Genomic DNA, 23925 nt, shown 5'->3' with positions numbered 1-23925 from the left:
GATTAAAGACCGACAACTAAACGGGCACCATAAGTTCTGGTCGAAGGCAATTGCCCCACTTCAAAGCCCTGTACAATATCAGAACCGGCAAGTGTTCCAAATTCCGGATCGAAGGCTGGCCACTCCGACCAGATAAATAAGTTACGACCGTAAACCCCTAACGATAATTTGCTCAGGCCCAATTTCTTAGTGAATTTGTTAGCGAATGTGTAGGTAAGGTTAGCCTCTCTGAATTTCAAATAATCCGTTTTGAAGATACTGCCTTCTGCCTGGCCACTTCCATAAAGGGATTCGTAATATGCCGCAATATCAGTAGCAATCACATCATTCTTACGGTAGGTTCCATCAGCATTTTGCAGCACGCCATCACCAATTACACCATTGTATCGTCCTGGAACGGTAATGGCATGTTTTCCTAATGAGGCCATTCTTGAGAAAGTTAAGGAATGACCAACAGCGCCCAATTGCGCATCGAACAATGCAGATAAGCTAAATTGTTTATACGTTACTCCCGTTCCAAAACTAAATCTGAACTGCGGAGTGGTATTGCCTAAATAAATTAAATCCGGATTTTCCAAGGCTACACCAGTACTTGGATTGTAGACAATTTGTCCATCAGGTGCACGCAGGTACCCTCTTCCGAAAATGTCGCCCATGCTTCCACCAACGTTGGCCACTACCTGGCCGCTACCCAAAGCACCTGTTCTCAACACCAAAGAACTATCTGCTAACTCTTTAATTTTGTTTCTGTTTGCAGTAAAAGTTCCGTTCAGTGTCCATTTAAAGTTTTTAGTTTGAACTGGTGTACCATTTACAGCTAACTCGATTCCTTTATTATCTACCCGTCCAATGTTCACTACCTGTACATTGTAACCAGTTGATTTATCTACAATTCTATTCAGAATTTGATTTTTAGTGTTTCCAGAGTATACTGCTAGATCGAAGTTCAGTCGGTTTTTAAACAACCTTAAGTCTAATCCCAATTCTACAGTAGTTGTTATTAAAGGTTTTAAATTTGGATTTGGCAGAATTCTGGTATTGTTCAATGCACCATCCGGATAAATTCCATCGGCTGCCGAAAGATAAGTATACTCTGTTCTGAAAGGTGTTGTACTTCCACTTCCTACCTGAGCAATTGAACCTCTTAATTTAGCATAGCTGATTGATGCTGGTAGTTTCCAGAAATCTGAGGCAATAAAGGCCAAACTTGCAGATGGGTAGAAAAAGCCAACATTATCTGTTCTGGTAATGGTTGCCAAGGTACTGTTCCAATCCTGGCGAGCCGTAATATCCAAATAAAGATAATTTTTGTAGGCTAGGGATCCTGTTCCATAAAAACTGTTAATTCTATATCTGGCCGTATCAGGGGCATAAACTAAAGGGCTTCTATTGTTATTCAAATCGTAAACACCTGGAATAATTAATCCATCGGCACGTGTTTCCAACCTGTTATAGCTGTTACGCAGCTGGCTTCCGCCGACGGTTGCAGTAACCTGGAAATCTTTACCAATTTTTTTATTGTATCTCAACATGAAATCAGCACTGATTTCATACGAGCGGATGTTAGCCAACCTGAATGAACCCTGTGCAAATTTATTTCCTGAAGCATCCCATGGACGTTTGGTTTCACGCACATCATTGTTTAAATCACCAGATGCCCTTACCATTAAGCTTAAATCAGATGTGATTTTGTAGTTTGCCGATAAATTTCCTAAAAACCCATTCCTCCGTTGCCCGTTCAGATATTGCTCTGAAATTGCATAAGGACTTTCGGGATTCGTTGTCGTAATATTTTGGAATTGCAATAGTTCTCTTCCTGGAGCCCAATAATCCCTGTACCAATCTACGTTTACGTTTGGCTGCGCAAACATAAACCAATACATCAGCGACTGATTACCGTAACCCGTGGCCGGTAAGTTATCACTATGCCGGTTGCTATATTGTCCTTTAAAATTGATGGTCAGTTTTTTCGCGATTGTGGTATTTGCATTTAAGGCTACCGTTGTTCTTTCCAGACCTGTATTGGGTACAATCCACTCATTATTGCCGTGGCTGGCCGACAGGCGCAACCCGACACCCTTGTAAGTTCCATCTAAACTTAAAGAGTTGCTCGACTCGAACCCCGTTGTAAAAAAAGCATCAACCGGATCTTCGTAAGCCACCCATGGGGTACGCTCAACACCTCTTGCTTTGGTTGCAGGGTCGTATTGATAAAACGAACTTCCTAAAGAAAATGGCGGCCCCCAGGTAGAACTGGTAGCATTAGTACTCGGACCATCAGGACTTGTACCATATGAAAAATAAGAATTACCATAAACACCTGCTCCGAATTCCTGTTGCCTGTCCGGACCACTGTTTACCTCTTCCCACGCACTATTTGAAGTAAACGTAATACCTAGTTTTTTTCTATTTAGCGTTGCTGATTTGGTCGTGATTATGATCGCACCATTTGCACCTCTCTGACCATACAAGGCCGAAGCTGCAGGTCCTTTCAATACCGTTACGTTCTCAATATCATCAGGATTTAAATCGTTTAAACCACTACCGAAATCTGCAGGCATAATATCGCCCGAAGTACCATAAACGCCACCACCAGTTGGACTGCTGCGTCGGGCGCTACTGCTTGCAACCACACCATCAATAACAATTAAAGCCTCGTTATCGCCTGTAAGGTTATTTTCTCCACGAAGAATAATTTTGTTTGACCCGGCAGGACCACTATTGCGCACCAAATTTAAACCAGCAACCTTACCCGAAAGGGCTTCAGTCCAGTTACTGGCCACCGCATTGGTAAGCGCCGTGCTGTCTACAACCGTAGTAGCGTAGCCCAGAGAACGTTCTTCCCGCTTAATACCTAAAGCAGTTACCACAACTTCATTTAAAGTATTGTCTCCTGATTTTAAACGAATGTTTAGGATACCTGTATTTTGCGATACCAGGCGTTTGATTACCGTGTAACCCAACATACTGAAATTTAATTCAGTTCCCAGAGGCACGCTAATGGCATACTCTCCATCGTTATTGGTAATACCAAATACCCTTTTGTTTCCATCCATTATGGTTACTCCAGGCAAAGGCAGATTATCGGCATCATCAACCACTTTACCTTTAATCGTAACATTTTGTTGGGTTTGGTAATTTGAGATCAGTTTTCCACCAGCAAACAGGCTAAAAGGCTGGGCTAAAAAAAGAAAGAGAATACAGCTTACTTTAATCCACATTGGATAAAAGGACTTTTGCTTCCTATACTTTTCATGTAAAATTTTCTTCATCAGTTTTTTTAATTAGTTATCCTTTCCTTGCCGCAAAGGTTCACTTTTAAGATAAAGAATATGTTAAACTCATATTAACACAAATACCAAAAGAAAATAAGTTTTAGTCTCACTATTTAATGATTAAATCGCTTATAATCAGTTAATTGAAAAAAGAATATAAGATTATCGCAAACCAGCGATGAGGAATTGCAACAAATATTTTAAAAAAAATTAACCCAGGGTTAATCCTGATAAGCAAATTAATTTAATACAAATTTTATAGACAGATATGTCTTGAGATGTTGCCGGCTCCAAACATCCTTGACAAAGGAATCGCAACAGTACTATGTAAGCGCTTTGCAGGGAGAACTTCGGTATTTTTTGGCACAAAAGATATAGAAGGGGCCGGCCTGGAAGCGTGAGCTATAATGAACATGAAAACTAGGTATTTAGATTCCGTTTAGTCAGTAGAGGTTTGTTAAAGGTCCGCCCTGCTCACCCCGATCGCATTCGCCTTCCACAGAATATAACCCAACCTTCCGCAACACTCGGCCACAAAATATTCGATGTCAGCGGGAACATCATTCACAATCCGGAAACGGATTTTATATTTGGGATTATAACTGATATACACTACCAGATCATCCGAAGAAAAACCCCTGCCTGATAACGGTTTAAAATGAACTTCCTGAAGATCCCTCGCCGTCCGCATCAATCGGTCGTTCATTACCTTCGCTAAATTCTTTTCCGGCTTAAAATCAGTCTCCAGTATGGCCAGTACAGTTACAGTCATAGCGCAAAAATAAAAGCAGTTTCCATCTGCGCAAGCCTTAAAAAGTAAAGCCTTGAAAATGAGCTATAATAATTTTAACGTTTATTTTCTTAATCACCACAAGTTCTTATAAGAGGAAAGCCATTCCTCAAACATCACCACCAGCAGCACCACTACTAATTAAAAAAGGGTTTTTGCTTTTAAACAGAAACCCTTTAGAATACGTTATGAAAATTACATCTTACTCATGGTGTCTTTCATTGTCGTATCAGTCATCATGGTATCCTTGGACATCGTATCCTGCATCATGGTATCAGTCGATGTAGAATCCATGGTGGTTGAGTCAGCACCATCGGCTTTCTTTTCTAAACAAGAAACTATTGACAAAGATAATGCGAAGGCCAGGAAGCCTAATTTGAATAAATTTTTCATGTGGTTTTGTTTTGAGGTTAACATTGTTTACCTTTTACACCACGAAATTTATTAAGGTAACCCACTAAAAGATAGTAATTTAGTTAATATTCCCGCAGGTGGTAAGAAATATTAAAATCATTACCTCTGCCTATGAGCGAACAATCCACTGAGTTACAACACTGGAATTAATCCTGCAAAAATTAAGCTGTTAAAACTAGTTTAACAGCTTTCAGATCATGCTTACATGACACACTTACATCAGGATTTTTTTTTAGGCACCTTGGCGCCGTCCTTTCTGGCCTCTGAAAGTCCAATCGCGATTGCCTGTTTCTTAGAGGTAACTTTTTTACCACTTCCGGATTTAAGCTCTCCTTTTTTCATTTCATGCATCGTTTCTTCTACTTTTTCAGATGCTTTTTTTGAATACTTAGCCATAGTTATATTGTTAACAGTGTTTAAATTATAGTACATCCTTTAGTCACAAGAATCGTTGCACCCGCTAGGTAACTTAGTTCATCGGGGCCGAATAATATAAGCCGGCGTAATTTCTACGGCTGACCAGCCATACCTATAGGATTATTTCCAAATCCGGTATAATCAAAAAGTGAATTTACAGGTTTATAAAAACGCTTTTCTAAGCAACATGGTTTTGCAAAAATCAAAAACCTTGATTACGATTAAGAAGAATTACAATATAAATCAAGGCGAAGAAAACAGCCAAGTTTTAAAATTTCTAAAATTAAAAAGTAGTCCACCAGAGATAGTTAAAGTCAGATGGCTTCGGTAAACAGATTCTAATGAATTATTCCGAACCCTTCAAAAAGAACTATTTTGTGATAACACGCGCATACTTCGGAAACGAAAGTCGCTTTATCGATAAAATATGTTTGTTCTTAGCTGATGATGCCCGTTAAAATTAGAATTTTGTTACAATTATCTAATGATGAGTATGGTTCCAGCCCCTTTTTCTAACCTATAATAATAATGGCGTTCATGGCGTATCTCTACAATATCTATCTGAAGGACTTTACCTTTTAAGTCGCTATCACTTTTTATATAAGTACCAAGCTTAACATTAGCCAGATCGCTCAAAGTCGACTGTCGGCCGATACGCACAAATTTGATTTTAGATTTTGACTGGCCTTTGGATAATCTTGTAGGTTGACTTTCTGACTCCAGACCGAATGTATTTTCGCTTTTCATCATAGTTTGGTTATAAAGATATACGAAGTGCACCTATGTTGAGATTTAATTGCGGAAAAATACGAGAGAGATACGGATGGGGAAACCAAACAAAAGCAGAACCAGAAGGGGTCGGCCGTGACTTACTTCCTGATGAGAATCCTACGTGACCATTAAAATGAGGAGGCATAATATGAAGTTGTACCCTATTCACTTGCTGATATATTTTGCGATCCTTGTCTTGATAAATTGGTATTTACAATTTGTGAATTGGCATAGCTATGATAGTTTGCTTTTCCTTTTAGAGAAGATTTCAAGAGATAATTAAATTGAAAGCCAGTTTGTCTTCTTAGTGCAATTAGCTAGTTGAGGTCTTTCAGAAGCAAGCGAATTTTTTCGTGATACAAAAGGGCTATTTATCAAATTTGACAAACTAATATTTTTGTAATGCGATCTATAAATAATACCATTTATTAACTTATGCCCGGATGGGATAGGGTGACTTTAACTGCAAGGACGATACATACCCTTGCGTTTGTTGAATTATAAAGCCTTACACTCAATTCGTAAGGCTTTTTATGACACAAAAGGGCTATATAGTATACAGGCCGCAACAATTAATTTTGATTACTTAATCTTTCCGGGACGATAGATTGATAAAGCGCTCTGCAGGTAGAAGGCAGAGCGCTTGACAAATTAGAAAAAATATTAAGCGCCCTGCTAACGTGGGGCCTTTTTTATGCGCAAAACTTTTCCTTAGATTACTTAAAATATTAGGAATATTTGCTTCATGAATAGTAAAGCAGCAACAGAAAAGAAAGAAATCAAAATTGGTTCAGACTTGGTCACCATCGAATCCCTTAAAGGCGATAAAAACCGTTTCAGAATTTGGATTAACAATGCTTTAAAGGTTACGTAATAAAGAAGGGGGAAGAATACTCCCTGACTGGAGAAAGAAAAATACCCACCTTGATTTATGCTAAAATTATCGCTTGCATCAAAAGCGGCTTATGTACTTAGTACCAATATCTTTTATTGGTGCATTTCCGGATGGTGATAAAGTAATAAGTATTGCCTCACCTAATAATAGTGGAGGTAGAACGTAGCATCTAACGGTTGATAATTTCTATTGGGTTTTGATTGGTTATTATACCACTGGGCGGTAAGTCCGTCTGCAAGGTGTCAATCCAGAATACTTTACTGGTATTGAAATTGAGAATTTCTCAGTATGGGAAAGAATAGTTTGAAGAGTATAAACTACATTTCAGTAACAACAAATTACCCCTTTTTCATCACATTGACGCTAAAACTAAAGGTTTTAGGAATGAGTGAATCGCTACCTAACCTTAATTGAATTATCTTCACTAATTTCTGATGCATCAAATCAACAAAAAACAAAAAGGGGAATATATAACGATCAGTATTCGTGAATTCAAATGCGTTCTGATCAAAAAAATTAACAAAGCAATATTCATTTGGAAGAATTCCAAATTTACTCAAGACAATTGGACGCTATTAAGTTGTGAGCCCAATTATCAATATTCCTTTAGTTTACTTTCGATAAGCATTCAGAAGGCATTATTTAAAAGCTATCCTTTAAATTTTCGCATTAGTTGACTAACATTGCCAGTGAAACCCTTGATCCATTTTTGTCAAGTACTGGAATGACATTAACAGCCTTCAACGCATTATCAACAAAGCCAACGGAAAACCTGACCACATCAAGTACTTTGAGCCTAATATCCGGATGCTCATTGTAAAACCTGATTTTGTGTTTATTGGCATCTTTGATGACGCCACACCTGATCACACTATTATAGGAAACTATGACTCCGGTCCTCATGAGAAGTTTACTTAGCGATATAATAATTAAAGGGTCCAGATAAAGATAACATAAAAACAAATTATTTAAAAATTTCATGCTGAAGGGGTATCCCCCACCGACAGATTTTTTAACGCTAGAAAACTCACGCAGCGAAAACAAGTAAAGATGGGATTATAATATCCCATCATCTGCAAATGAATAGTAGCCATTATCCTTTGTTAAGATGATATGGTCAAACACCTCGATATCTAGCAATTTTGCACCGTCTTTGATTTTTTTTGTAATATTTATATCAGACTGGCTTGGTATCAAATTACCAGAGGGATGGTTATGAGCCAAAACAATTCCTCTGGCATTCGCCAATAGCGCTGTGGAGAAAATAAGTTTACTGTCAATTGAAACAGCAGACATTCCACCAGATGCAATACTTGATATACCTAATATCCGAAGATTAGTGCTCAATAAAATAATCTTAAATTCTTCTCGTAACGCTATCTGGTTTAAATTCCAGTGCTCTCGCAATATTGAATACAAATCCTCGCTGGAATCTGCTTTAGGACAATCTGATATTCTGAAATCTGGATGGTAGGTGATTTCGATTTCACAAATTGTTGAGAGTTGTTTTTGATGCACATGATAGTTTTCCATAATTCTATTTTTTTATGCACCGTTTAATGAAGGCTGGCAATTTGTCAATGGCGGTTTTTTCAACCGTTTATAAACCATTGACAAATTATAGGCTGCCTTTATAGGTTTGCATACAAAAAAATAGAATGGAAAACTTAAGCATTATATCTCACTTTGAATTTTGGCAATCCACTTGATTCAAGTGCAGGAAATTTGTAGCGACATTTTGACTAATTTATGATAGCATTTCAATTTAAACAGATTATCCTACAATCTTACAAGTTTATAGATAGCGAGTCTACGAATTGCACTTTACAATCAGGAATAACTTCTGTAGTGTAAGTAAGCTCTTTATAAACCGTAGTTAAAGCATGATCGTTGAATACCGCCTTAGTTCTGCCTCATCAGTTAGATCGAGTCTGAGCGGGGTGATTGAAACGTAATCATGTTCTACCGCCCAGCGATCACTGCCTTCGTCTGCTGGTTCTAATGGGCTTACCGTTATCCAGAAATGTTTTCTTCCCATCGGGTCTGTACCAGGCACTACATTTCCATCGTACAACCGGACTGATTGACGTGTCCACTTAATTTCTTTTGGGAATGGTGGGAAATTAACGTTGAACAAAGACAAATCTTCTACAGGCAAAAGCATTTTAAGTGTAGTTTTAACAAATGGTTCGAGTGCAGCAAAATCTGGCTCAGTCTGTCCTACAGGAGTACTCAAAGCAATACCCTTTACTCCTAGCAAAACAGCCTGCTTTGCCGCAGCCAGAGTACCTGAGTGCCACATAGAATTACCCAAATTAGGCCCCATGTTGATCCCCGATAAGACAACATCAGTATCCGGATACATATGAATGCCAAGTGCTACACAATCTGCAGGCGTTCCATTAACCCTAAAAGCTTCGATACCATCAAAAACGATTGGCGACTTTTTATATGAAAGTGGCCTGGAATGGGTTATTGCATGCCCCATTGATGATTGTTCCACATCAGGCGCTACAATTCGTACCTTTCCAAAAGCACTAGCCATTAGAGCCAAAGCCGCAATGCCCGGGCTATAGATTCCATCGTCGTTGGTGATCAGTATATTCATAATATTTTATTTTACCTACCCTAAAAACCATCTAGTTAAACCATTGTTTTGTTGAATATGAACAAGACACCTCAACAGGTAAGGTTAATCCATAATCCGAATGCTGGTCAAAAAGGCTTCAGTAAAACTACCCTTGGTAAACTGATTAAAAAACAAGGCTTTAGAGTTGATTATGCCTCATCGGAAAAAAAATCTTTAAAAGATATAAGGCCCGACACTTCATTCATCGCCATTGCCGGTGGCGACGGAACTATACGGAAGACAATTATCAGGTTATTAAACAAAAAGTTGCGCCTCAAACGCCCCATTGCTTTGCTCCCAATGGGAACAGCCAATAATATCGCTACATCGCTAGGCATCTCACAAAATGTTACTCAAAATGTATCCAGCTGGAAGCACTTTAACATCCGGAAATTTGACATCGGTCAAATCAGCTCAATTGCTGGAACCTCATTTTTTTTGGAGTCCTTTGGCTTTGGCATATTCCCGAAACTAATGAAACAGATGGAAGATTATCAGCGGCCGGAAAATGCTTCTACGGAAGAAGAGTTAACCTATGCCCTTGATTTATTACAACAAATTGCAACACAATATAAAGCCAAAAAATGTACGTTGGAAATAGAAGGGAAATTAATAGAGGACAGTTTTTTGTTGATCGAAGTGATGAATATTTCCAGGCTAGGTCCCAATCTTAAACTGGCAGTGGATGCTGATCCAGGTGATGGCTTTTTTGATGTCGTGATGGTACGAAAAAATCAACGGCAGAGCCTTTGCACCTTTATAGAGAACACCATTAATGGGAAAACGAGTCAATTTCCAATTAAACCTATCCGAACCAAATCCATGAAAGTTAAGTGGAATGGCCAGGATTGCCATACGGATGACCAGCAGATAAGTTTTTTAAAAAACAAGAAACTATCGATAAACCTAATGCACAGTTTAATCGAGGTGATTGTTGGAGATGATAAGCTAGTCTAAACAACTAGATAGGAATAAATAGAGGACATCAAATGCATTGATAGGGATGATACTCGCTTTTTCCCATGTTATTTTAAGATAATTGTCGAACATTTTCCCGTCGCAAATCAACCTTTAAATCTAAACAACGAAAATCAATTTGAGCAGCGATTAAAAAAAGTGTGTATTTCAAGGGCTCTCAAGCTATAAAGCACAATGCCAAAATAATATAATTTACACTTACTTTGGAATCCATTCAATTGAGCTAAATTGCTACATCATAAATGCGTTTGGAAACGCTAAGCAGAATCCAAAGTGTTAACGCAAACGGAAAGAAGATTAAAGCCTTTTCATCGTGAGATTTTTTCGTTAGAAAGGGAAATTGTAAATTCAGTTCTTCAATTGATACCTCAGCATTAACTGAAAGCTCACAAAACAATGCCAAAGAGTTGCTGTAACATTCCAGCCACCTTCCCTTCGGGATTAATCGGATGAACTCTGGAGGCTTTTACCTTTCGATAGGTAATTGATACCCTTCTTTCCCGGTGGTGGACAATACCATTTAGGACATCTTTCTTCCTTGGAGGTATGCCATGACTCCAGTTTCTTCTCGCATCGTCCTGCATCACATATATAGAGCGCCTCGGTATGTCAACATCTATCGTTTCCAGGTTCGCACCTTTTATAAATCTCATCACACAGCCGCTTCCCAGGTTCACACCGCATATCTGATTTTCATAATAGTTGCGATCTTTATGCGGCCTGATCCCTTCACCAGGCATATATTCATTAATGATAACCTGGTCAGGCGCATCATCCATAATCCCCTCTCTAACAATATCATCTGACAATAGTCGGATTTGATCCGGAAGTGGTACCGGGAACGGTACCAGATCATAAGGGCTTTCCAACTCGTTTCTGTAACCGTAGTATTGCAGCCTTCGGGCATAATCAACCATCCAAACTTTGCTGTCTATCTCATCAAGAAGATCTTTCTCTTTTCTTTCATTTATAAAATCCGGAAATAGGAATAATCCTGGCACTGCTGTTTCCATTGTTTAATAATGTCCAAAATGCGGAAACTGTTTTAATTGATGGTATATTTATATCAAGTGATTTCCACCAGCTACAGTAGAGCTGTTGAAGCATAATATTATGGCACATTAGAAGGTTTTAAAAAATTAAATTCTAGACTATTAATTTATGTCCTCTCTAGGTATCCCCTTTAAGATTATACTAGTTTCACGCTTAGCAAAATCGATAAATACCAATTCCAAGTCAGAATATAATCGTATCCCTGCAGCAGTTAGTGACTGATAACCGAACGCTTTCATAGCATTTTCATCCTTAAAGGAAATCTCGTATGGTAGATTGATAACAATAATATTTGGAATACCAACTTTAAGCGTAATATTGAAATTTTTAAATATCTCTTCCAATCTTCGCGCTACCAGTGCAAGTTCAGCGGGCGTTATGCAAGCCATAATTCACCTTTTAAATATATTTCTAGAACATAAAATTACTCATTCTCCCTTTCTCACGCACCACGTGGTCATGCTTCGCAAATTCTGCACGTTAGTAGTTTTTATAGGCTCATGCAATATTCCGCCAAGCTTTTTGGTTAAACGGATAAGCATTTCCTGATTGACCAAAAAGCGTTCTGACTCATCAGGCAGTATGTATCTTCCGTTTCCGATAAACCGCACGGAAGATTCAATTCCAATATCTGACGCCAGTCTGCAAAACAGATAGCCACCTGGTTTCAGCACACGCCACATCTCACACAACATCCCCTCAAAATGCCCGAGACTTTGCGCAAAGTGTAGAACCGCGCTGCTGATCACCAGGTCAAATTTGTCATTTTCAAACGGCATATCTTCTACCGAAGCGATATGAAAATTTTCAGCAGCCTTTAAATTTATAGTTTCTTTAACAAGACTTTTTATTTGATTAATGGATTCAGGATAATGATCAATTCCATGAACATCATACGCATTGTTCAGAAAGTAAATCAGATTTCGTCCGGTTCCGCAACCCGCATCTAAGACGGTGCGACAATTTTGATAGGTGCCTTTAAGCAGTTGATCAAAAAGATAAATATCGATATTTCCAAAAGTCTCCTGTATATCTTGTATTCCGTTCATGTGTATTGGCAAAGATAAAAAATGATATTAATCGAATACCATCAGTTTGCAAAGAGGCGGAACAAAAAAAGGCTATCTCACGACCGCCTTTAAATTGTTTTTTGAAGTTAAGCTATTTACTTATAAGTAAAATGTAGACAAATAACAACGTATTATTCCCTTTGTTTTAATTGGTGACATTTTCATTCATCATTTTAGTTGAATAACGTCAGATCGGGTCCTGAGGGCTTATTATTATCCTCATCCTTATTTCTGGCATTGTTGATTTTTTTATCGACTTGCCAACCTTTCAGCAAATTATTATCCGCAGGATGCAAGACTTTTAATCTTTCCTGAACTGGAAGTTCCCTATCAAGCCAGATGGCGCTTTCGCCCTGAGTGAGCATGCAGGGCATGCGGTCGTGAATCCGGGACATAAATTCATTGGCGGGCTGCATGATCATAGTACAGGAGGGAATGACAATGCCGGTCTTTGGATCCTTCCAGCTGTCCCAATAACCAGCAATCAGCATCAGTGCTTTATCCTGGCGCTCAAAAAAGTAAGGCTGTTTTTGAGCACTACTCCTGTCCCACTCATAAAAACCTTCCACAACAAACACGCAGTGACGCCTGCCGACCAGGTGTTTATAAGTGGGCAAAGACTGCATAGTTTCAATGCGGCAATAGGTGGTATTAAACTTTGGAATTTCGCTGGAATATGATGGGATCAGCCCCCACTTGATATAATGAAGTTTACCCGGACGGGCATCCAGAATGACAGGCATATCGGTACCCGGAGGACGATTGGTATCTTTTGGTTTTGCTTCCCCGCCTAAGATGAGGCCTGCTTTTGCTGCCATGGCTTTGCTCTCGCCGATCAGTGTTCTTCCGCACATCGCTATATCTCCTTTACTTTTTTGTTTTATGTGTTTGTGGATTCTTAGTTGAGGCCGTTTATTATTTTGATGTTGACGTTTAATTTAAATTACTTTTATGATGTCACTCCAGCGTGTGGTATAACCCTTGGATAGGTATTCATGCTTAAGTCTCCATTTTTTCTCAAATCCTTCAGTCGCCATTCTAAGGGTTCCCCTGCCATAGGCAAGATTGAGCTTATCTAGCACTGCAGAAACCGTATCTTTTTTACCACCATCGTGGTCTGAAAAGATGTTAAGCTGAAGTTCACTTTCCGGGATGAGCCCCGTTGCGATCACCCCGGCTTTTCGATACTTGATGCCATACTTAAAAAGTTTCTCCGCTACCTTGACTGCGATGCTCACCAGGTCAGTAGTACTGTTACTGGCGATTAGTAATTTGTGGGTATGGCTGGGAAAATGCTGTGGATGGTCTTCGCGGTTTTTATTGGTATATAAGAACACCTGTAGGTACATGCAACGGAGCCCCTGCGCCCGCAGCTTTTCAGCCAGTCTGCTCGCGTAAAGCGTCAATGCTTCTGAAAGTATTTCGGGGCTTTCGATGTAGTTGCGAAACGAACGGCTGACCGTGATCCCTTTGGTTGCCTCACGAATTTCATCCAGCGGGATAGCTGGCCTGCCCCACAGCTCATTGTACATGCGTTGGCCCATAATAGTCATATTTTGTTTAAACCACATTTCAGGCATTTCTCTCAACTGTGCGACCGTTTCTATTTTCAGTGCCTCAAATTTTTTATAGTATTGTCTGCCCACTCCCCACAAATCATGTACAGGAAAGTCTTTAACGGCAGAGGCAATTTTCTCATCAGTATCCAATACCAAGACGCCATTGTATTTTTTAGCGAGCTTATTCGCAAGTTTAGCCAAGGTCTTGGTCGGTGCCACACCAATGGATACGGGAATGCCGGTATTCTGCACTACCGCTGTTCTGATTTTTGGAACATAGGAATTCAAGTTGCTGATGCCCCCCAGCCAGCCAAAAGCTTCATCAATGCTATAGACATCAAGTCTGGGGAACCACCGTCCAAGCTGGTGCATCACGCGTTCACTCATATCACCATAAAGTACATAGTTGCTGGAAAAGACATTGATCTGGAATTTTTTAATCAAGTCTCTAACCAAAAACTCAGGATCCCCCATCCTGATGCCACAGGCTTTCGCCTCTTCACTTCTGGCAATAACACAGCCATCATTGTTGCTTAACACCACAATAGGCTTACCTTGCAGCTCCGGACGAAACAGACGCTCGGCAGAGGCATAGAAGTTATTGCAGTCACAAAGCGCAAACATGGCGGTACTTCCCGGTTTTAAGTGATTTAGGCAATACGTTGCGGCAGATCGAAGTCACTACGCCCCAAACTTGCAAAGTATTTATTTCTGTCTGGAAGATGACATCGTTATCATTTTTCAGTACCGGAACCTTACTTGCGATCTGATAAATCCGGCAGGTAAAGTTTCCATTCACAAAGGCAATGACAATAGCGCCATGTTTAGGATTTAAGCTGCGATCAATAATCAGAATATCTCCGTCATGGATGCCGATCGACGACAAGGCATCCCCTTTCATTTGAAAATAAAAGGTGGAATGAGGATCTACGACCAGTGTAGAGGCGATATCAAGCCGCCCCTCCAGATAATCCGCAGCAGGTGACTGAAATCCCGAAATCTTTTGCTCTGCTCTATTTTCAAACGTCCTGATCATAAATACCCTGCCTTAGTGCATTACAAATTTATACTAATATTTTTAGTATTACAAATTTTTATGATTCATTTTTTAGTATAATACAAGCTTATGAGTGAGTACCTTATATCCAACGCGATATTTTCGACCAACTTTCTAGGTAGAATTCAGAAATCTAGGGCCCCCATTTGGGGTGACACCCCCAGAACAATTTTTATAGCTTAAAACAGTATCTATGCATACGTAACAATAGTTTTATTTTATCTTGGGATCCCGAAAAAAGGGTAACTATCAAGGTTCAATTTGACAGTGGAAGCCCATATATTCTAATATCGCAAAAAGATGTAAGACGGCACTTGCAGTCTCATTAAATGATTTTGTCAACAGATGACACCAATTGGTTTCTTGCTGAATTTGAGTACCTGATTCCTAATCAGGCTTGCTAATGGGCGGGAATGTAGAGCTGCCAGCATCATTGAGAATTGTATTTTTGCTGGATTCTTAAATTGAAATATCTTGAAACAATTGCGTTGATACCAAGGCATTATGCTAATTGAACCTTTGTCAACAAATGATTCAATGATTTTAAGTGAAAATTGAAGAATCTTATTCCAGAAAGTTTTTGGTTTTAAAAACCAACATTTGCTTTAGTATGTTTGCGACCGAAAAGCAAACCAAACCAACATAACAGTGAATAAACCAAATCATTTTCTAAGCATCATTATTTTAGGGCTCCTAGCTTTAACCCTTCACTCGTCTGCACAATCCTTTGTAGACTCAACGTGTTACAAATATTTTGAGATCACTGCAAAACTTAAAAATGGCGATACCTTAAGCCGGTCGGCATGGAAAACATTTATTTCTGACAAGGCCATTAAAGACTATATGGCCGATCAGGGTGTAGATGATGAGTATTTTGAGTCTTACCGCAAGAATATGCAAATCGTGTATATGCCTCAAAATGCCGATCGGTTGAAGAAAAGACTTATTGATCCAAATTCCTATTGGCTTACCTATATGATTAATCAGTATAAAATTAACGAGGAGGATATGAAAGCATATCTAAAGACAATTGATGCAAATCCAAGGTCTTATTTTGAAACCTCTTATAAATATGCCTATTCGGCGCTCCCAAAAACTTCCCATAAAACGCTGCCCGATCTGAAAGTAGCTATTATTCCTATTCATAATGATGCGCATGCGCAGGAAGGTCTAATCATTTACACGCTGCTCTGTGCTTTCAAAAATGATCAGAATAAAATGGGCGCATTGGGCGGACATGAACTTCATCATATGCTTCGCCCTCAACCCACATTCAATATAGAGCCACAGGATGAGAGCGCTGTAATGGCGATGTACAGGGTACTGAATGAGGGATCAGCTGATATGGTGGATAAAAAATATATGACTGATACCGCAACTAAGTTATTGCCTACCCAGAGATATTTCCAGGAATTTTTTGATGAGGGCAAAAAAATCCTTCCACGAATAGATTCTTTATTTCAGATGGGTGCAGATAGCTGGAAAAGTTTACGCACCAGAGATTACTTTAAGGGGACACCGTTTTCAAGTGGTCATGTCCCCGGGACATACTTATCACATTATATTGAAAAAAATGGTCTTAAGCGTAAGCTTTTAAAGTCACTCGAGGATCCCTTCTCCTTTTTTTTAATCTATGATCAGGCATCCAGACGAGACAAGGATAAGCCATTCCGTTTCTCAGCAGCAGCAATAAAAAATATCAAAAATCTGAGGGATAAGTACATCAGAAGGATATAGCTTTTTGTTTATCCAGGGATTTCAAAAACTAAATTTGATCAGGCGACATATACAATATGCCATATCCTATGGAATCTCCTTTTTGAGGATCAATGTGAGCATCAGCACTATCATATTCCTTGAGTGATCGTGCTGATGAGCATTAAAAACACAAGTACTATTTTTTTGCACCGATATTATTTTGCACTATCCGCAGCCTTTACATATCAATTGTATAAATGCTGCGATTTTACAAAATAAGTCTTGCGGCCACCGATTCTGTCACTTAAGACTTCTTCCCCCTTTGCAGTTTCTTTGATCCCGGCCCCATGTATACGCATGAAATCACGAAGTTCCCCCTTAAGTTCATCTCCATTTTCTTTTTCAATATCCCTGATCGCATTCTCCAGCACGTGACGCAGACTCTTAAAAAGCTTTTTGGCTTCCTTTACAGGAATGGCCTTTGCTATTGAAAAAGGTGAGATTCCAGCGTGATATAAAATCTCGTCGGCATAGGAGTTACCAATCCCCCGCATTTGATGCTGATCCATCATCAGGGTTTTCAGGTTTGTTCTCTTTCTGGAAAGCAGATCCAGAAAATACGCTTCATCCATTTCCAGCGCATCAGGAACCTTTGTACTTGGAGGGTTGAGGGTTGGAGTAGCCTGTTTTTGAAGGTCCACCACAGCAAAACCTTCTCCACCCTTAAAATGAAATCCCAGTATCTGATATTTCGGGTTCACCTCGACATCTAGCGAAACCAATTCACCGCGAAGCATCAGATGTATACCCAGCACCTGGTTGGCAGAGAAATGTAGCTGAAGCGTTTTCCCCTCACGCGATACGTTTTCAAGCCGCTGTCCTTCCAAACATTGCTTAACTTCTTTACTACTTACATTTAGCTTTTCAGCAACAGTAACCTCTACCCTCTCCAAAGTCATACCCTTAAAACGCCTGTTGAGTATCTTTGCAAAAACAGAAAGGTCTGGTAATTCAGCCATATTAAATGCTTAAATATTTTTTTACGTCCGGAATTTTATGGCCATGGAGTACAATGGCCGCTTTCAAATCTTGTACACTTATCTGGAATTTCCTTGCCCATTGATCGAGTTCATCTGGATCATCAGCATTTATTATTCCGGTAGTGGCACCAAAACTCTCCGCCTCAAGGGTATCTTCGTCACTTTCCAGGGCATTACGGTCCATTTCCTCCTTCATGTGAACAGCCAATTTATCTGATCTGCCTGCTAGATTTCCAGGATTGCTCTTAGTAATTGAAATTTCCATAATCGTTTTTTATAAGTTTAAATTTGATCGCTAATCTCACAACACACCGATTATGCAATTGGTTTTCGATACCGAAAGCCCTTGGCAGTAAGGGTATTAAAAGCGCTCATATCTGTGCGGCTTGGAAAAGCTTATAACCAATCATGACATGCGGAAATCGTACAGAAAGGTACTGGTAGCTACCGAAACAACTTTCAGCACCCTTTAATGATGCAAATGGTTTTTTCAAAAAACCACAATCGTGTATCGGTTTGAAAACTAAAACTTTTGAAAATGACGGAGCTATTATTGTTAATGATGCGGCATGCCATTAATTTAGTAGTTGGATTAATTTATAAAATAAATCCTGTAAAAATTACTCACTTTTTAGCGCTAACACTTATCAGTATTTAAAAATATTTCAATGAAAGCAATAGGATTTAGACAATCGTTACCAATTAGCGAAGAGGAAAGCTTTATTTCCTTCGAAACAGAAAAACCTGAAGCCAAAGGCAGAAACCTGCTGGTTAAAATCCTCGCAATTAGCGTCAATCCGGTAGATTATAAAGTAAGGCAGAACAGCGCAAAAGATAAGGTACTTGAGCAAACCAAAATAATTGGCTGGGATGCGGTAGGTATTGTTGAAGACACCGGAAGCGAGGTCACTTTATTCAAAAAGGGAGACCACGTGTATTATGCGGGTGATATCACCAAAAGCGGCAGCAATGCAGAATATCAGCTGGTGGATGAGCGCATTGTGGGTAGAAAACCCAAGAACCTTTCTTGGGCAGAAGCCGCCGCCATGCCTTTAACTCTTCTTACGGCCTGGGAGCTTTTTTTTGACCGGATCCGGATCAATGAAAGTGACAGCGGCAGATCATTGCTTATCATCGGTGGCGCAGGAGGTGTGGGCTCTATTGCCATTCAAATCGCGAAGCAGGTAGCCGGATTAACCGTCATCGCTACTGCCTCCCGTGCCGAAAGTCAAGAATGGTGTAAGCAACAGGGCGCAGATTTTGTCGTGAATCATCAGAACCTTGTTGAGGAAGTTCAACAGGCCGGTTTTCAACAGGTAGATTTTATAGTTGACTTCGTGGACGTCAATATGTATTGGGATGCGATGGTTACACTCATCAAGCCACAAGGTCAGATCGGATCGATCAGCGATCCGGAAGAAAGCGTAAACTTAAGGGCGCTAAAAGGAAAAAGCGTCAGCTTTCACTGGGAACTGATGTTTACCAGATCAATGTTTCAGACAGAAGACATGATCCGTCAGCACCACATTCTGAACCAGGCGGCGACCCTTTTTGAAAATGGAACAATCACCCCCACAATCAATCAGTGCCTTTCTGGTTTTAGCACCGAGAACCTGAAACGGGCCCATGGATTGCTGGAAAGTGGTAAGTCTATCGGTAAGATAGTCATAGAATATTAATGCATACAGCCGGATACTTTTTAAATTGACACTGGCGTCATCCGGCAGCTATTCTGTTTGGAATCCAGATTTGCTTCCTTTAGCAGTTAAGCTGATTTGGATTCCAAGCTATACAAACAAGACGCTGGTGTAAAGCGAATATTTAGCTACTCACGCACCAAAACAATTTTCCCGATATGTTCGCTGGACTCCATCAGTTCATGCGCCTGGATGACATCCTCAAAACTAAAAGTTTTGTAAATAAGCGGTTTTAATTGACCAGTGTCCAATAATGGCCAAACCTGCTCCTCAATTTCTTTCGCTAGCTGTTTTTTGAAAGTATATTCCCTCCCCCTGAGTGTACTCCCGGTAATGGTTAGCCGCTTTTTCATCACTTCGCCAATACTGATTTCCGGAGAATTACCCTCCATCGCATTAATATAAACCAGGCGACCCTCCGGACGCATTATGGCAATATTTCGTGGTAAATAACTTCCCCCTATCATATCCAGAATTACATCGACACCTTCCGGATCGAGTAACTTCTGAAAGTCCTGAGTTTTATAATTAATTGCAATGTCTGCACCGAGTGAAATACAGGCTTTTGCTTTCTCAGCAGAACCTACCGTTACAAAAACCTTTGCCCCGAATGCTTTGGCCAGCTGGATAGCCGTAATGCCGATACCGCTGCTGCCGCCGTGAACTAAAAAATGTTCACCTTTAGTCAATGCGCCTCTTTGAAAAACATTTGACCACACCGTAAAGATGGCCTCAGGCAGGCTGGCCGCCTCGGCAAAGGATAAATGTTCGGGGATAGATAAACATTGTCCTTCCTCTACTACCACCTGTTCTGCATATCCCCCTCCGGCAAGCAATGCACACACTTTATCGCCTAACTTCCACTGACTTACGTTTTTTCCACATTCAATGACCACACCAGCAATCTCAAGCCCGGGGATTTGTTCAGGAACACCGGCCGGCGGCGGATATTTCCCTTGTCGCTGCGCAATATCTGCACGGTTCAGGCCGGCGGCTTTAACCGCTATTCTCACCTGCTGATCTGAGGGAGAAGGATCCGGGTAATCTACCAACTTTAAGACAGCTGGATTGCCGGGACGAGTGATTTGAACTGCTTTCATGATATGGTGTTTTTTAAGATAAGTTTAATTTTTATGATACAGACAATTCGCATACCAATAAAACCAAAATAATAAATGCGCTAAACATAAATCTTTTTGCGGCAGGTAATGTTCTTCCATTACATCTTCACTTGAAAACATGGAACATAAAAAAAAATTTGTACTCATCACCGGTGCCACCAGTGGAATCGGACTGGAACTGGCTAAACTATTCGCCCAGGATCAATCCAATCTGATCCTTGTCGCACGCGACGAACAGAAACTCAATGCTACTGCTGAAATGCTGAAAGCCGAAGGCGTGGAAGTGATAACCATAAGCACCGATTTGTTCATAGCCGGGAATGCCCAGGAGGTATACCAGCAGGTGAGCGCATTAGCGCTGCATGTAGAAATACTGGTAAATGATGCCGGCCAGGGCGTGTATGGTAAATTCACAGACAACGAACTGGACCGGGAACTTGACATCATCCAGCTGAACATCTCTTCGCTGGTCACCCTAACGAAACTCTTTCTCAAAGATATGGTGAGCCGGGGATCAGGTAAGATACTCAATGTTGCCTCTGTAGCAGGAAAAGCCCCAGGGCCATATCAAGCGGTATATCACGGCACAAAAGCATTTGTACATTCTTTTAATGAGGCCATCCGCAACGAGTTGAAAGACACCGGAGTAAGCGTCACTTCACTTTTACCCGGAGCGACAGACACAGACTTCTTCAACAAAGCAGATATGCTGGAATCAAAAATCGTTCAGCAGGGAGAACTGGCAGATCCGGCAGTGGTCGCAAAAGACGGCTACGAGGCTTTGCTGGCAAGAAAAGATATGGTGGTTTCAGGCTTTAAAAATAAAGTGCAGGTGGCTTTGGGAAATCTTACGCCTGATAGCATGCAGGCTGCTCAAATGGAAAAAGTACAGGAACCGACAGATACCAAAAAGAAATCATAATGAGAATATAATAATCCTTGTAATCGCTATGGCAGAAAGAAGCAGTAAAAAAATGATTATCGTTCGCGGCGCAAGGGAGCACAACTTAAAAGATCTAAGCCTGGAAATCCCAAGGGATAAACTGGTGGTTTTTACCGGAATTTCCGGATCAGGCAAGTCCTCACTGGCATTCGGAACGTTATATGCCGAAGCGCAGCGACGTTATCTAGAGTCCGTTTCGCCTTATGCCCGACGGCTTTTTAACCAGATGAGTGTACCCGAAGTGGATTCTATCGAAGGGCTCCCGCCTGCTGTTGCGCTTCAGCAACAACGTGGCGGTACCAGCACTCGTTCCTCTGTAGGTAGTGTCACTACCCTTTCCAACCTGTTGCGCATGCTCTATTCACGGGCAGGAGACTACCCCGATAATCAATCCATTATATATGCAGAAGGGTTTTCACCCAATACACCACATGGTGCATGCACAGTATGCCACGGATTGGGCAGTGTTTTCGAAATTAATGAGCAAACCATGGTTCCTGATCCGCGATTAAGCATTCGTGAAGGAGCCATTGCCTCCTGGCCCAAAGCATGGCAAGGACAAAACCAGCGAGACATTTTGGTTTCCATGGGATATAACGTTGATGTTCCATGGGAAGAGTTATCCAAACATGATCGGGAGTGGATACTCTTCACTGAAGAGACGCCAACAGTTCCGGTATATCCTGGCTTTACGCCAAAGGAAACCGCAAAAGCGATCCGGGACAAAAAAACGCCGGATTATATGGGGACCTTCATCGGCGCCAAACCCTATATCCTTAAAACGTTTTCCTCGAGCCAGTCTGAACTGATGAAAAATAGGGTCAGACAGTACATGATCAGCACTACCTGCCCCCTCTGTGAGGGTAAACGTCTCAACAAAGCATCCCTTTCAGTAAAGTTTGAGGGAAAAGACATTGCGGAGCTGTCCCCTCTGCCGCTTTCAGCCTTAGCAAGGATTTTTGACCATTATACAGGGCTATCAGCGAAAAATGAAAAACAAATTGTCACTCAACGCATTTCCGCTGACATCAGCTCAAGGTTATCAGTGATGCTTGAACTTGGTTTAGGCTATCTTACCCTGCAACGCAGCACCCCGACACTTTCACCAGGGGAACTGCAGCGGTTAAGGCTCGCGACCCAGGTACACTCAAATCTTTTTGGTGTAGTTTACGTTCTCGATGAGCCATCGGCGGGACTACATCCAGCCGACACAAGCGCATTGCTTAATATACTGGATAAACTGAAAAAAGCTGGAAACAGCATCTTTGTCGTTGAGCATGAGATCGAAGTGATCCGTCATGCAGACTGGATCATCGATGTCGGACCTGGAGCCGGCTCGGACGGTGGCCAGATTATCTATAGCGGCCTACCTGAAGGATTACAAAGAGCGACTAAGTCCCTAACCGCTGATTTTCTTTTCGATAAAACACCAAATATTCCAGTTGAACCAAGAAAACCTGTATCAAAACTTTGCCTGAGCGGTGTAACCCGTCATAACATCAAAGGTCTGGATATTGACTTTCCATTGGGTGTGATGACCTGCGTCACCGGGATTTCCGGTTCCGGGAAAAGCAGCCTGGTCAGTCAGGTACTGGTAGAACTTGTGGCCAGTAGCCTTGGACAGCAGGTCGAGATTGATACAGAGTTTACAAAAGATTTTCCACTTGTCGAAGTATCCCTCCCCGTAAAGGGAAAAATCACTTCCGGAATTGAAAAAATTTCCCGCCTGATTGTTGTTGACCAGAAACCCATTGGAAGGACGCCCAGATCTAATCTGGCAACCTACACCGGACTATTTGATCTGGTCCGAAAACGTTTCTCCAGTACTCCGCTCGCCAGAAAGAGAAAGTATGATGCCGGACGGTTTTCATTCAATGTAGCCAAAGGCCGTTGTCCGCACTGCCAGGGCGAAGGCTATATTATGGTTGAACTCCTCTTCCTGCCAAGCGTGTATACCCCCTGCCCAACCTGTGGGGGCACCAGATATAATTCCGATACCCTGGAAATAACCTATAAAAAGAAGAACATTGCCGAGGTATTGGAAATGACTGTGGATGAAGCCTGTGCTTTTTTCGATGATGACCCTGGTGTTCACCGCTCCCTTCGGTTACTTAGGGATGTAGGTTTAGGCTATATCAAACTTGGACAATCTGCTACAGCCTTATCGGGCGGCGAGGCACAACGCATCAAACTGGCTACCGAACTTCAAAAAACCCAGAAGGGCTCCGGACTTTATGTCCTCGATGAGCCGACAACTGGCTTGCACCCATCAGATGTGGAAAAGTTACTCATCCAGCTAAACCATCTTGTTGATTCCGGAAACACAGTAATCGTAGTGGAGCACGATATGCAAGTGATTGCGCAAAGCGACTGGATCATCGATATTGGTCCGGGAGCAGGTGATCAGGGCGGGAATATCGTTTATTCCGGAGTCACCCACGGCCTCACCAGTATCAAGGAAAGCAAGACCGCTCCCTTTCTCAAACGTTATCTAACCTCATTTCAAAGCGCATAAAGT

23 protein-coding genes are annotated in these 23925 nt (G+C 41.0%); 6 read left to right on the top strand and 17 right to left on the bottom strand.

The window, feature by feature from the left end; genetic code table 11:
• Positions 1–2: 2 nt before the first annotated feature.
• From EA772_RS15290 to EA772_RS15275, 5 genes are all read right to left on the bottom strand, one after another.
• Complete coding sequence (locus EA772_RS15290; protein ID WP_168187570.1) at positions 3–3272, bottom strand: SusC/RagA family TonB-linked outer membrane protein; 3270 nt, start codon at positions 3270–3272, stop codon at positions 3–5.
• Positions 3273–3732: 460 nt separating this feature from the next.
• Complete coding sequence (locus EA772_RS15285; RefSeq protein ID WP_010599324.1) at positions 3733–4047, bottom strand: hypothetical protein; 315 nt, start codon at positions 4045–4047, stop codon at positions 3733–3735.
• A gap of 213 nt (positions 4048–4260) precedes the next feature.
• Positions 4261–4482, bottom strand: coding sequence for a hypothetical protein (locus tag EA772_RS15280; RefSeq protein WP_124913962.1), 222 nt, complete (start codon positions 4480–4482; stop codon positions 4261–4263).
• 216 nt (positions 4483–4698) lie between these two features.
• The gene (locus EA772_RS22115; protein ID WP_168187569.1) at positions 4699–4875 is read right to left on the bottom strand and encodes a DUF6496 domain-containing protein; all 177 of its coding nucleotides are present in this window, start codon (positions 4873–4875) and stop codon (positions 4699–4701) included.
• A 498-nt stretch (positions 4876–5373) separates the two neighbouring features.
• Positions 5374–5646 (bottom strand): hypothetical protein, encoded by a 273-nt coding sequence (locus EA772_RS15275; RefSeq protein ID WP_124913961.1) that lies wholly within the window; start codon positions 5644–5646, stop codon positions 5374–5376.
• A 766-nt stretch (positions 5647–6412) separates the two neighbouring features.
• Here EA772_RS15275 and EA772_RS22380 point away from each other — a divergent pair.
• On the top strand, positions 6413–6541 hold the full coding sequence (locus EA772_RS22380) for a hypothetical protein (protein ID WP_256369994.1): 129 nt from the start codon (positions 6413–6415) through the stop codon (positions 6539–6541).
• Positions 6542–7231: 690 nt separating this feature from the next.
• Here EA772_RS22380 and EA772_RS15265 read toward each other — a convergent pair.
• From EA772_RS15265 to surE, 3 genes are all read right to left on the bottom strand, one after another.
• Positions 7232–7465, bottom strand: coding sequence for a hypothetical protein (locus EA772_RS15265; RefSeq protein WP_246833946.1), 234 nt, complete (start codon positions 7463–7465; stop codon positions 7232–7234).
• 153 nt (positions 7466–7618) lie between these two features.
• Entirely contained in the window at positions 7619–8095 is a 477-nt protein-coding gene (locus EA772_RS15260) for a RadC family protein (RefSeq protein WP_124913959.1), read from the bottom strand.
• Positions 8096–8438: 343 nt separating this feature from the next.
• Complete coding sequence (gene surE, locus EA772_RS15255) at positions 8439–9170, bottom strand: 5'/3'-nucleotidase SurE (protein ID WP_124913958.1); 732 nt, start codon at positions 9168–9170, stop codon at positions 8439–8441.
• Between the two features lie 57 nt (positions 9171–9227).
• Between surE and EA772_RS15250 the strand changes: the two genes are divergently transcribed.
• Positions 9228–10148, top strand: a complete 921-nt coding sequence (locus EA772_RS15250) for a diacylglycerol kinase family protein (protein WP_124913957.1) — start codon at positions 9228–9230, stop codon at positions 10146–10148.
• Positions 10149–10555: 407 nt separating this feature from the next.
• On the opposite strand, the gene EA772_RS15245 is transcribed toward EA772_RS15250, so the two are convergent.
• The 6 genes from EA772_RS15245 to EA772_RS15220 all read right to left on the bottom strand — a co-directional run bounded on the left by EA772_RS15245 (position 10556) and on the right by EA772_RS15220 (position 14887).
• Positions 10556–11182, bottom strand: coding sequence for an alpha-ketoglutarate-dependent dioxygenase AlkB (locus tag EA772_RS15245; protein WP_124913956.1), 627 nt, complete (start codon positions 11180–11182; stop codon positions 10556–10558).
• Positions 11183–11323: 141 nt separating this feature from the next.
• Complete coding sequence (locus EA772_RS15240; RefSeq protein ID WP_124913955.1) at positions 11324–11611, bottom strand: hypothetical protein; 288 nt, start codon at positions 11609–11611, stop codon at positions 11324–11326.
• A gap of 39 nt (positions 11612–11650) precedes the next feature.
• Entirely contained in the window at positions 11651–12271 is a 621-nt protein-coding gene (locus EA772_RS15235; RefSeq protein WP_124913954.1) for a class I SAM-dependent methyltransferase, read from the bottom strand.
• Positions 12272–12465: 194 nt separating this feature from the next.
• Complete coding sequence (locus EA772_RS15230) at positions 12466–13146, bottom strand: SOS response-associated peptidase (protein ID WP_010599300.1); 681 nt, start codon at positions 13144–13146, stop codon at positions 12466–12468.
• Positions 13147–13230: 84 nt separating this feature from the next.
• Positions 13231–14475 carry a Y-family DNA polymerase gene (locus tag EA772_RS15225; protein WP_124913953.1) on the bottom strand — a complete coding sequence of 415 codons (1245 nt, stop codon included), beginning with the start codon at positions 14473–14475 and terminating at the stop codon, positions 13231–13233.
• Entirely contained in the window at positions 14459–14887 is a 429-nt protein-coding gene (locus EA772_RS15220; RefSeq protein WP_124913952.1) for a LexA family transcriptional regulator, read from the bottom strand. The genes EA772_RS15225 and EA772_RS15220 overlap by 17 nt, the downstream gene beginning before the upstream one ends.
• A gap of 669 nt (positions 14888–15556) precedes the next feature.
• On the opposite strand from EA772_RS15220, the gene EA772_RS15215 reads away from it, so the two are divergent.
• Positions 15557–16645 carry a DUF5700 domain-containing putative Zn-dependent protease gene (locus EA772_RS15215; RefSeq protein WP_124913951.1) on the top strand — a complete coding sequence of 363 codons (1089 nt, stop codon included), beginning with the start codon at positions 15557–15559 and terminating at the stop codon, positions 16643–16645.
• A 206-nt stretch (positions 16646–16851) separates the two neighbouring features.
• Here the strand turns inward: EA772_RS15215 and EA772_RS15210 are convergent, their stop codons facing one another.
• Together EA772_RS15210 and EA772_RS15205 are read right to left on the bottom strand one after the other, a co-directional pair.
• Positions 16852–17625, bottom strand: coding sequence for a DNA-formamidopyrimidine glycosylase family protein (locus tag EA772_RS15210; RefSeq protein WP_010599296.1), 774 nt, complete (start codon positions 17623–17625; stop codon positions 16852–16854).
• 1 nt (position 17626) lies between these two features.
• The gene (locus EA772_RS15205; RefSeq protein ID WP_124913950.1) at positions 17627–17911 is read right to left on the bottom strand and encodes a DUF3606 domain-containing protein; all 285 of its coding nucleotides are present in this window, start codon (positions 17909–17911) and stop codon (positions 17627–17629) included.
• A 403-nt stretch (positions 17912–18314) separates the two neighbouring features.
• On the opposite strand from EA772_RS15205, the gene EA772_RS15200 reads away from it, so the two are divergent.
• Entirely contained in the window at positions 18315–19325 is a 1011-nt protein-coding gene (locus EA772_RS15200) for a zinc-binding alcohol dehydrogenase family protein (RefSeq protein WP_124913949.1), read from the top strand.
• Between the two features lie 146 nt (positions 19326–19471).
• Here the strand turns inward: EA772_RS15200 and EA772_RS15195 are convergent, their stop codons facing one another.
• Complete coding sequence (locus EA772_RS15195; protein WP_124913948.1) at positions 19472–20443, bottom strand: NAD(P)H-quinone oxidoreductase; 972 nt, start codon at positions 20441–20443, stop codon at positions 19472–19474.
• 139 nt (positions 20444–20582) lie between these two features.
• Here EA772_RS15195 and EA772_RS15190 point away from each other — a divergent pair, with 139 nt between their 5' ends.
• The gene (locus tag EA772_RS15190; RefSeq protein WP_124913947.1) at positions 20583–21386 is read left to right on the top strand and encodes an SDR family oxidoreductase; all 804 of its coding nucleotides are present in this window, start codon (positions 20583–20585) and stop codon (positions 21384–21386) included.
• A gap of 28 nt (positions 21387–21414) precedes the next feature.
• Positions 21415–23922 carry an excinuclease ABC subunit UvrA gene (uvrA, locus tag EA772_RS15185; protein ID WP_124913946.1) on the top strand — a complete coding sequence of 836 codons (2508 nt, stop codon included), beginning with the start codon at positions 21415–21417 and terminating at the stop codon, positions 23920–23922.
• Positions 23923–23925: the final 3 nt, after the last annotated feature.

The organism is Pedobacter sp. G11 (assembly GCF_003860265.1).
GTDB lineage: Bacteria > Bacteroidota > Bacteroidia > Sphingobacteriales > Sphingobacteriaceae > Pedobacter > Pedobacter agri.
The sequence above is the reverse complement of the archived record's forward strand: the minus strand, read 5'-3'. Positions and strand labels throughout refer to the sequence as shown.

Bases quoted from the DNA above. Each gene is read 5' to 3' on its own strand.
- EA772_RS15290 (WP_168187570.1), bottom strand. From the start codon at position 3,272: ATGAAGAAAATTTTACATGAAAAGTATAGGAAGCAAAAGTCCTTTTAT.
- EA772_RS15285 (WP_010599324.1), bottom strand. From the start codon at position 4,047: ATGACTGTAACTGTACTGGCCATACTGGAGACTGATTTTAAGCCGGAA.
- EA772_RS15280 (WP_124913962.1), bottom strand. From the start codon at position 4,482: ATGTTAACCTCAAAACAAAACCACATGAAAAATTTATTCAAATTAGGC.
- EA772_RS22115 (WP_168187569.1), bottom strand. From the start codon at position 4,875: ATGGCTAAGTATTCAAAAAAAGCATCTGAAAAAGTAGAAGAAACGATG.
- EA772_RS15275 (WP_124913961.1), bottom strand. From the start codon at position 5,646: ATGATGAAAAGCGAAAATACATTCGGTCTGGAGTCAGAAAGTCAACCT.
- EA772_RS22380 (WP_256369994.1), top strand. From the start codon at position 6,413: ATGAATAGTAAAGCAGCAACAGAAAAGAAAGAAATCAAAATTGGTTCA.
- EA772_RS15265 (WP_246833946.1), bottom strand. From the start codon at position 7,465: ATGAGGACCGGAGTCATAGTTTCCTATAATAGTGTGATCAGGTGTGGC.
- EA772_RS15260 (WP_124913959.1), bottom strand. From the start codon at position 8,095: ATGGAAAACTATCATGTGCATCAAAAACAACTCTCAACAATTTGTGAA.
- surE (WP_124913958.1), bottom strand. From the start codon at position 9,170: ATGAATATACTGATCACCAACGACGATGGAATCTATAGCCCGGGCATT.
- EA772_RS15250 (WP_124913957.1), top strand. From the start codon at position 9,228: ATGAACAAGACACCTCAACAGGTAAGGTTAATCCATAATCCGAATGCT.
- EA772_RS15245 (WP_124913956.1), bottom strand. From the start codon at position 11,182: ATGGAAACAGCAGTGCCAGGATTATTCCTATTTCCGGATTTTATAAAT.
- EA772_RS15240 (WP_124913955.1), bottom strand. From the start codon at position 11,611: ATGGCTTGCATAACGCCCGCTGAACTTGCACTGGTAGCGCGAAGATTG.
- EA772_RS15235 (WP_124913954.1), bottom strand. From the start codon at position 12,271: ATGAACGGAATACAAGATATACAGGAGACTTTTGGAAATATCGATATT.
- EA772_RS15230 (WP_010599300.1), bottom strand. From the start codon at position 13,146: ATGTGCGGAAGAACACTGATCGGCGAGAGCAAAGCCATGGCAGCAAAA.
- EA772_RS15225 (WP_124913953.1), bottom strand. From the start codon at position 14,475: ATGTTTGCGCTTTGTGACTGCAATAACTTCTATGCCTCTGCCGAGCGT.
- EA772_RS15220 (WP_124913952.1), bottom strand. From the start codon at position 14,887: ATGATCAGGACGTTTGAAAATAGAGCAGAGCAAAAGATTTCGGGATTT.
- EA772_RS15210 (WP_010599296.1), bottom strand. From the start codon at position 17,625: ATGGCTGAATTACCAGACCTTTCTGTTTTTGCAAAGATACTCAACAGG.
- EA772_RS15205 (WP_124913950.1), bottom strand. From the start codon at position 17,911: ATGGAAATTTCAATTACTAAGAGCAATCCTGGAAATCTAGCAGGCAGA.
- EA772_RS15200 (WP_124913949.1), top strand. From the start codon at position 18,315: ATGAAAGCAATAGGATTTAGACAATCGTTACCAATTAGCGAAGAGGAA.
- EA772_RS15195 (WP_124913948.1), bottom strand. From the start codon at position 20,443: ATGAAAGCAGTTCAAATCACTCGTCCCGGCAATCCAGCTGTCTTAAAG.
- EA772_RS15190 (WP_124913947.1), top strand. From the start codon at position 20,583: ATGGAACATAAAAAAAAATTTGTACTCATCACCGGTGCCACCAGTGGA.
- uvrA (WP_124913946.1), top strand. From the start codon at position 21,415: ATGGCAGAAAGAAGCAGTAAAAAAATGATTATCGTTCGCGGCGCAAGG.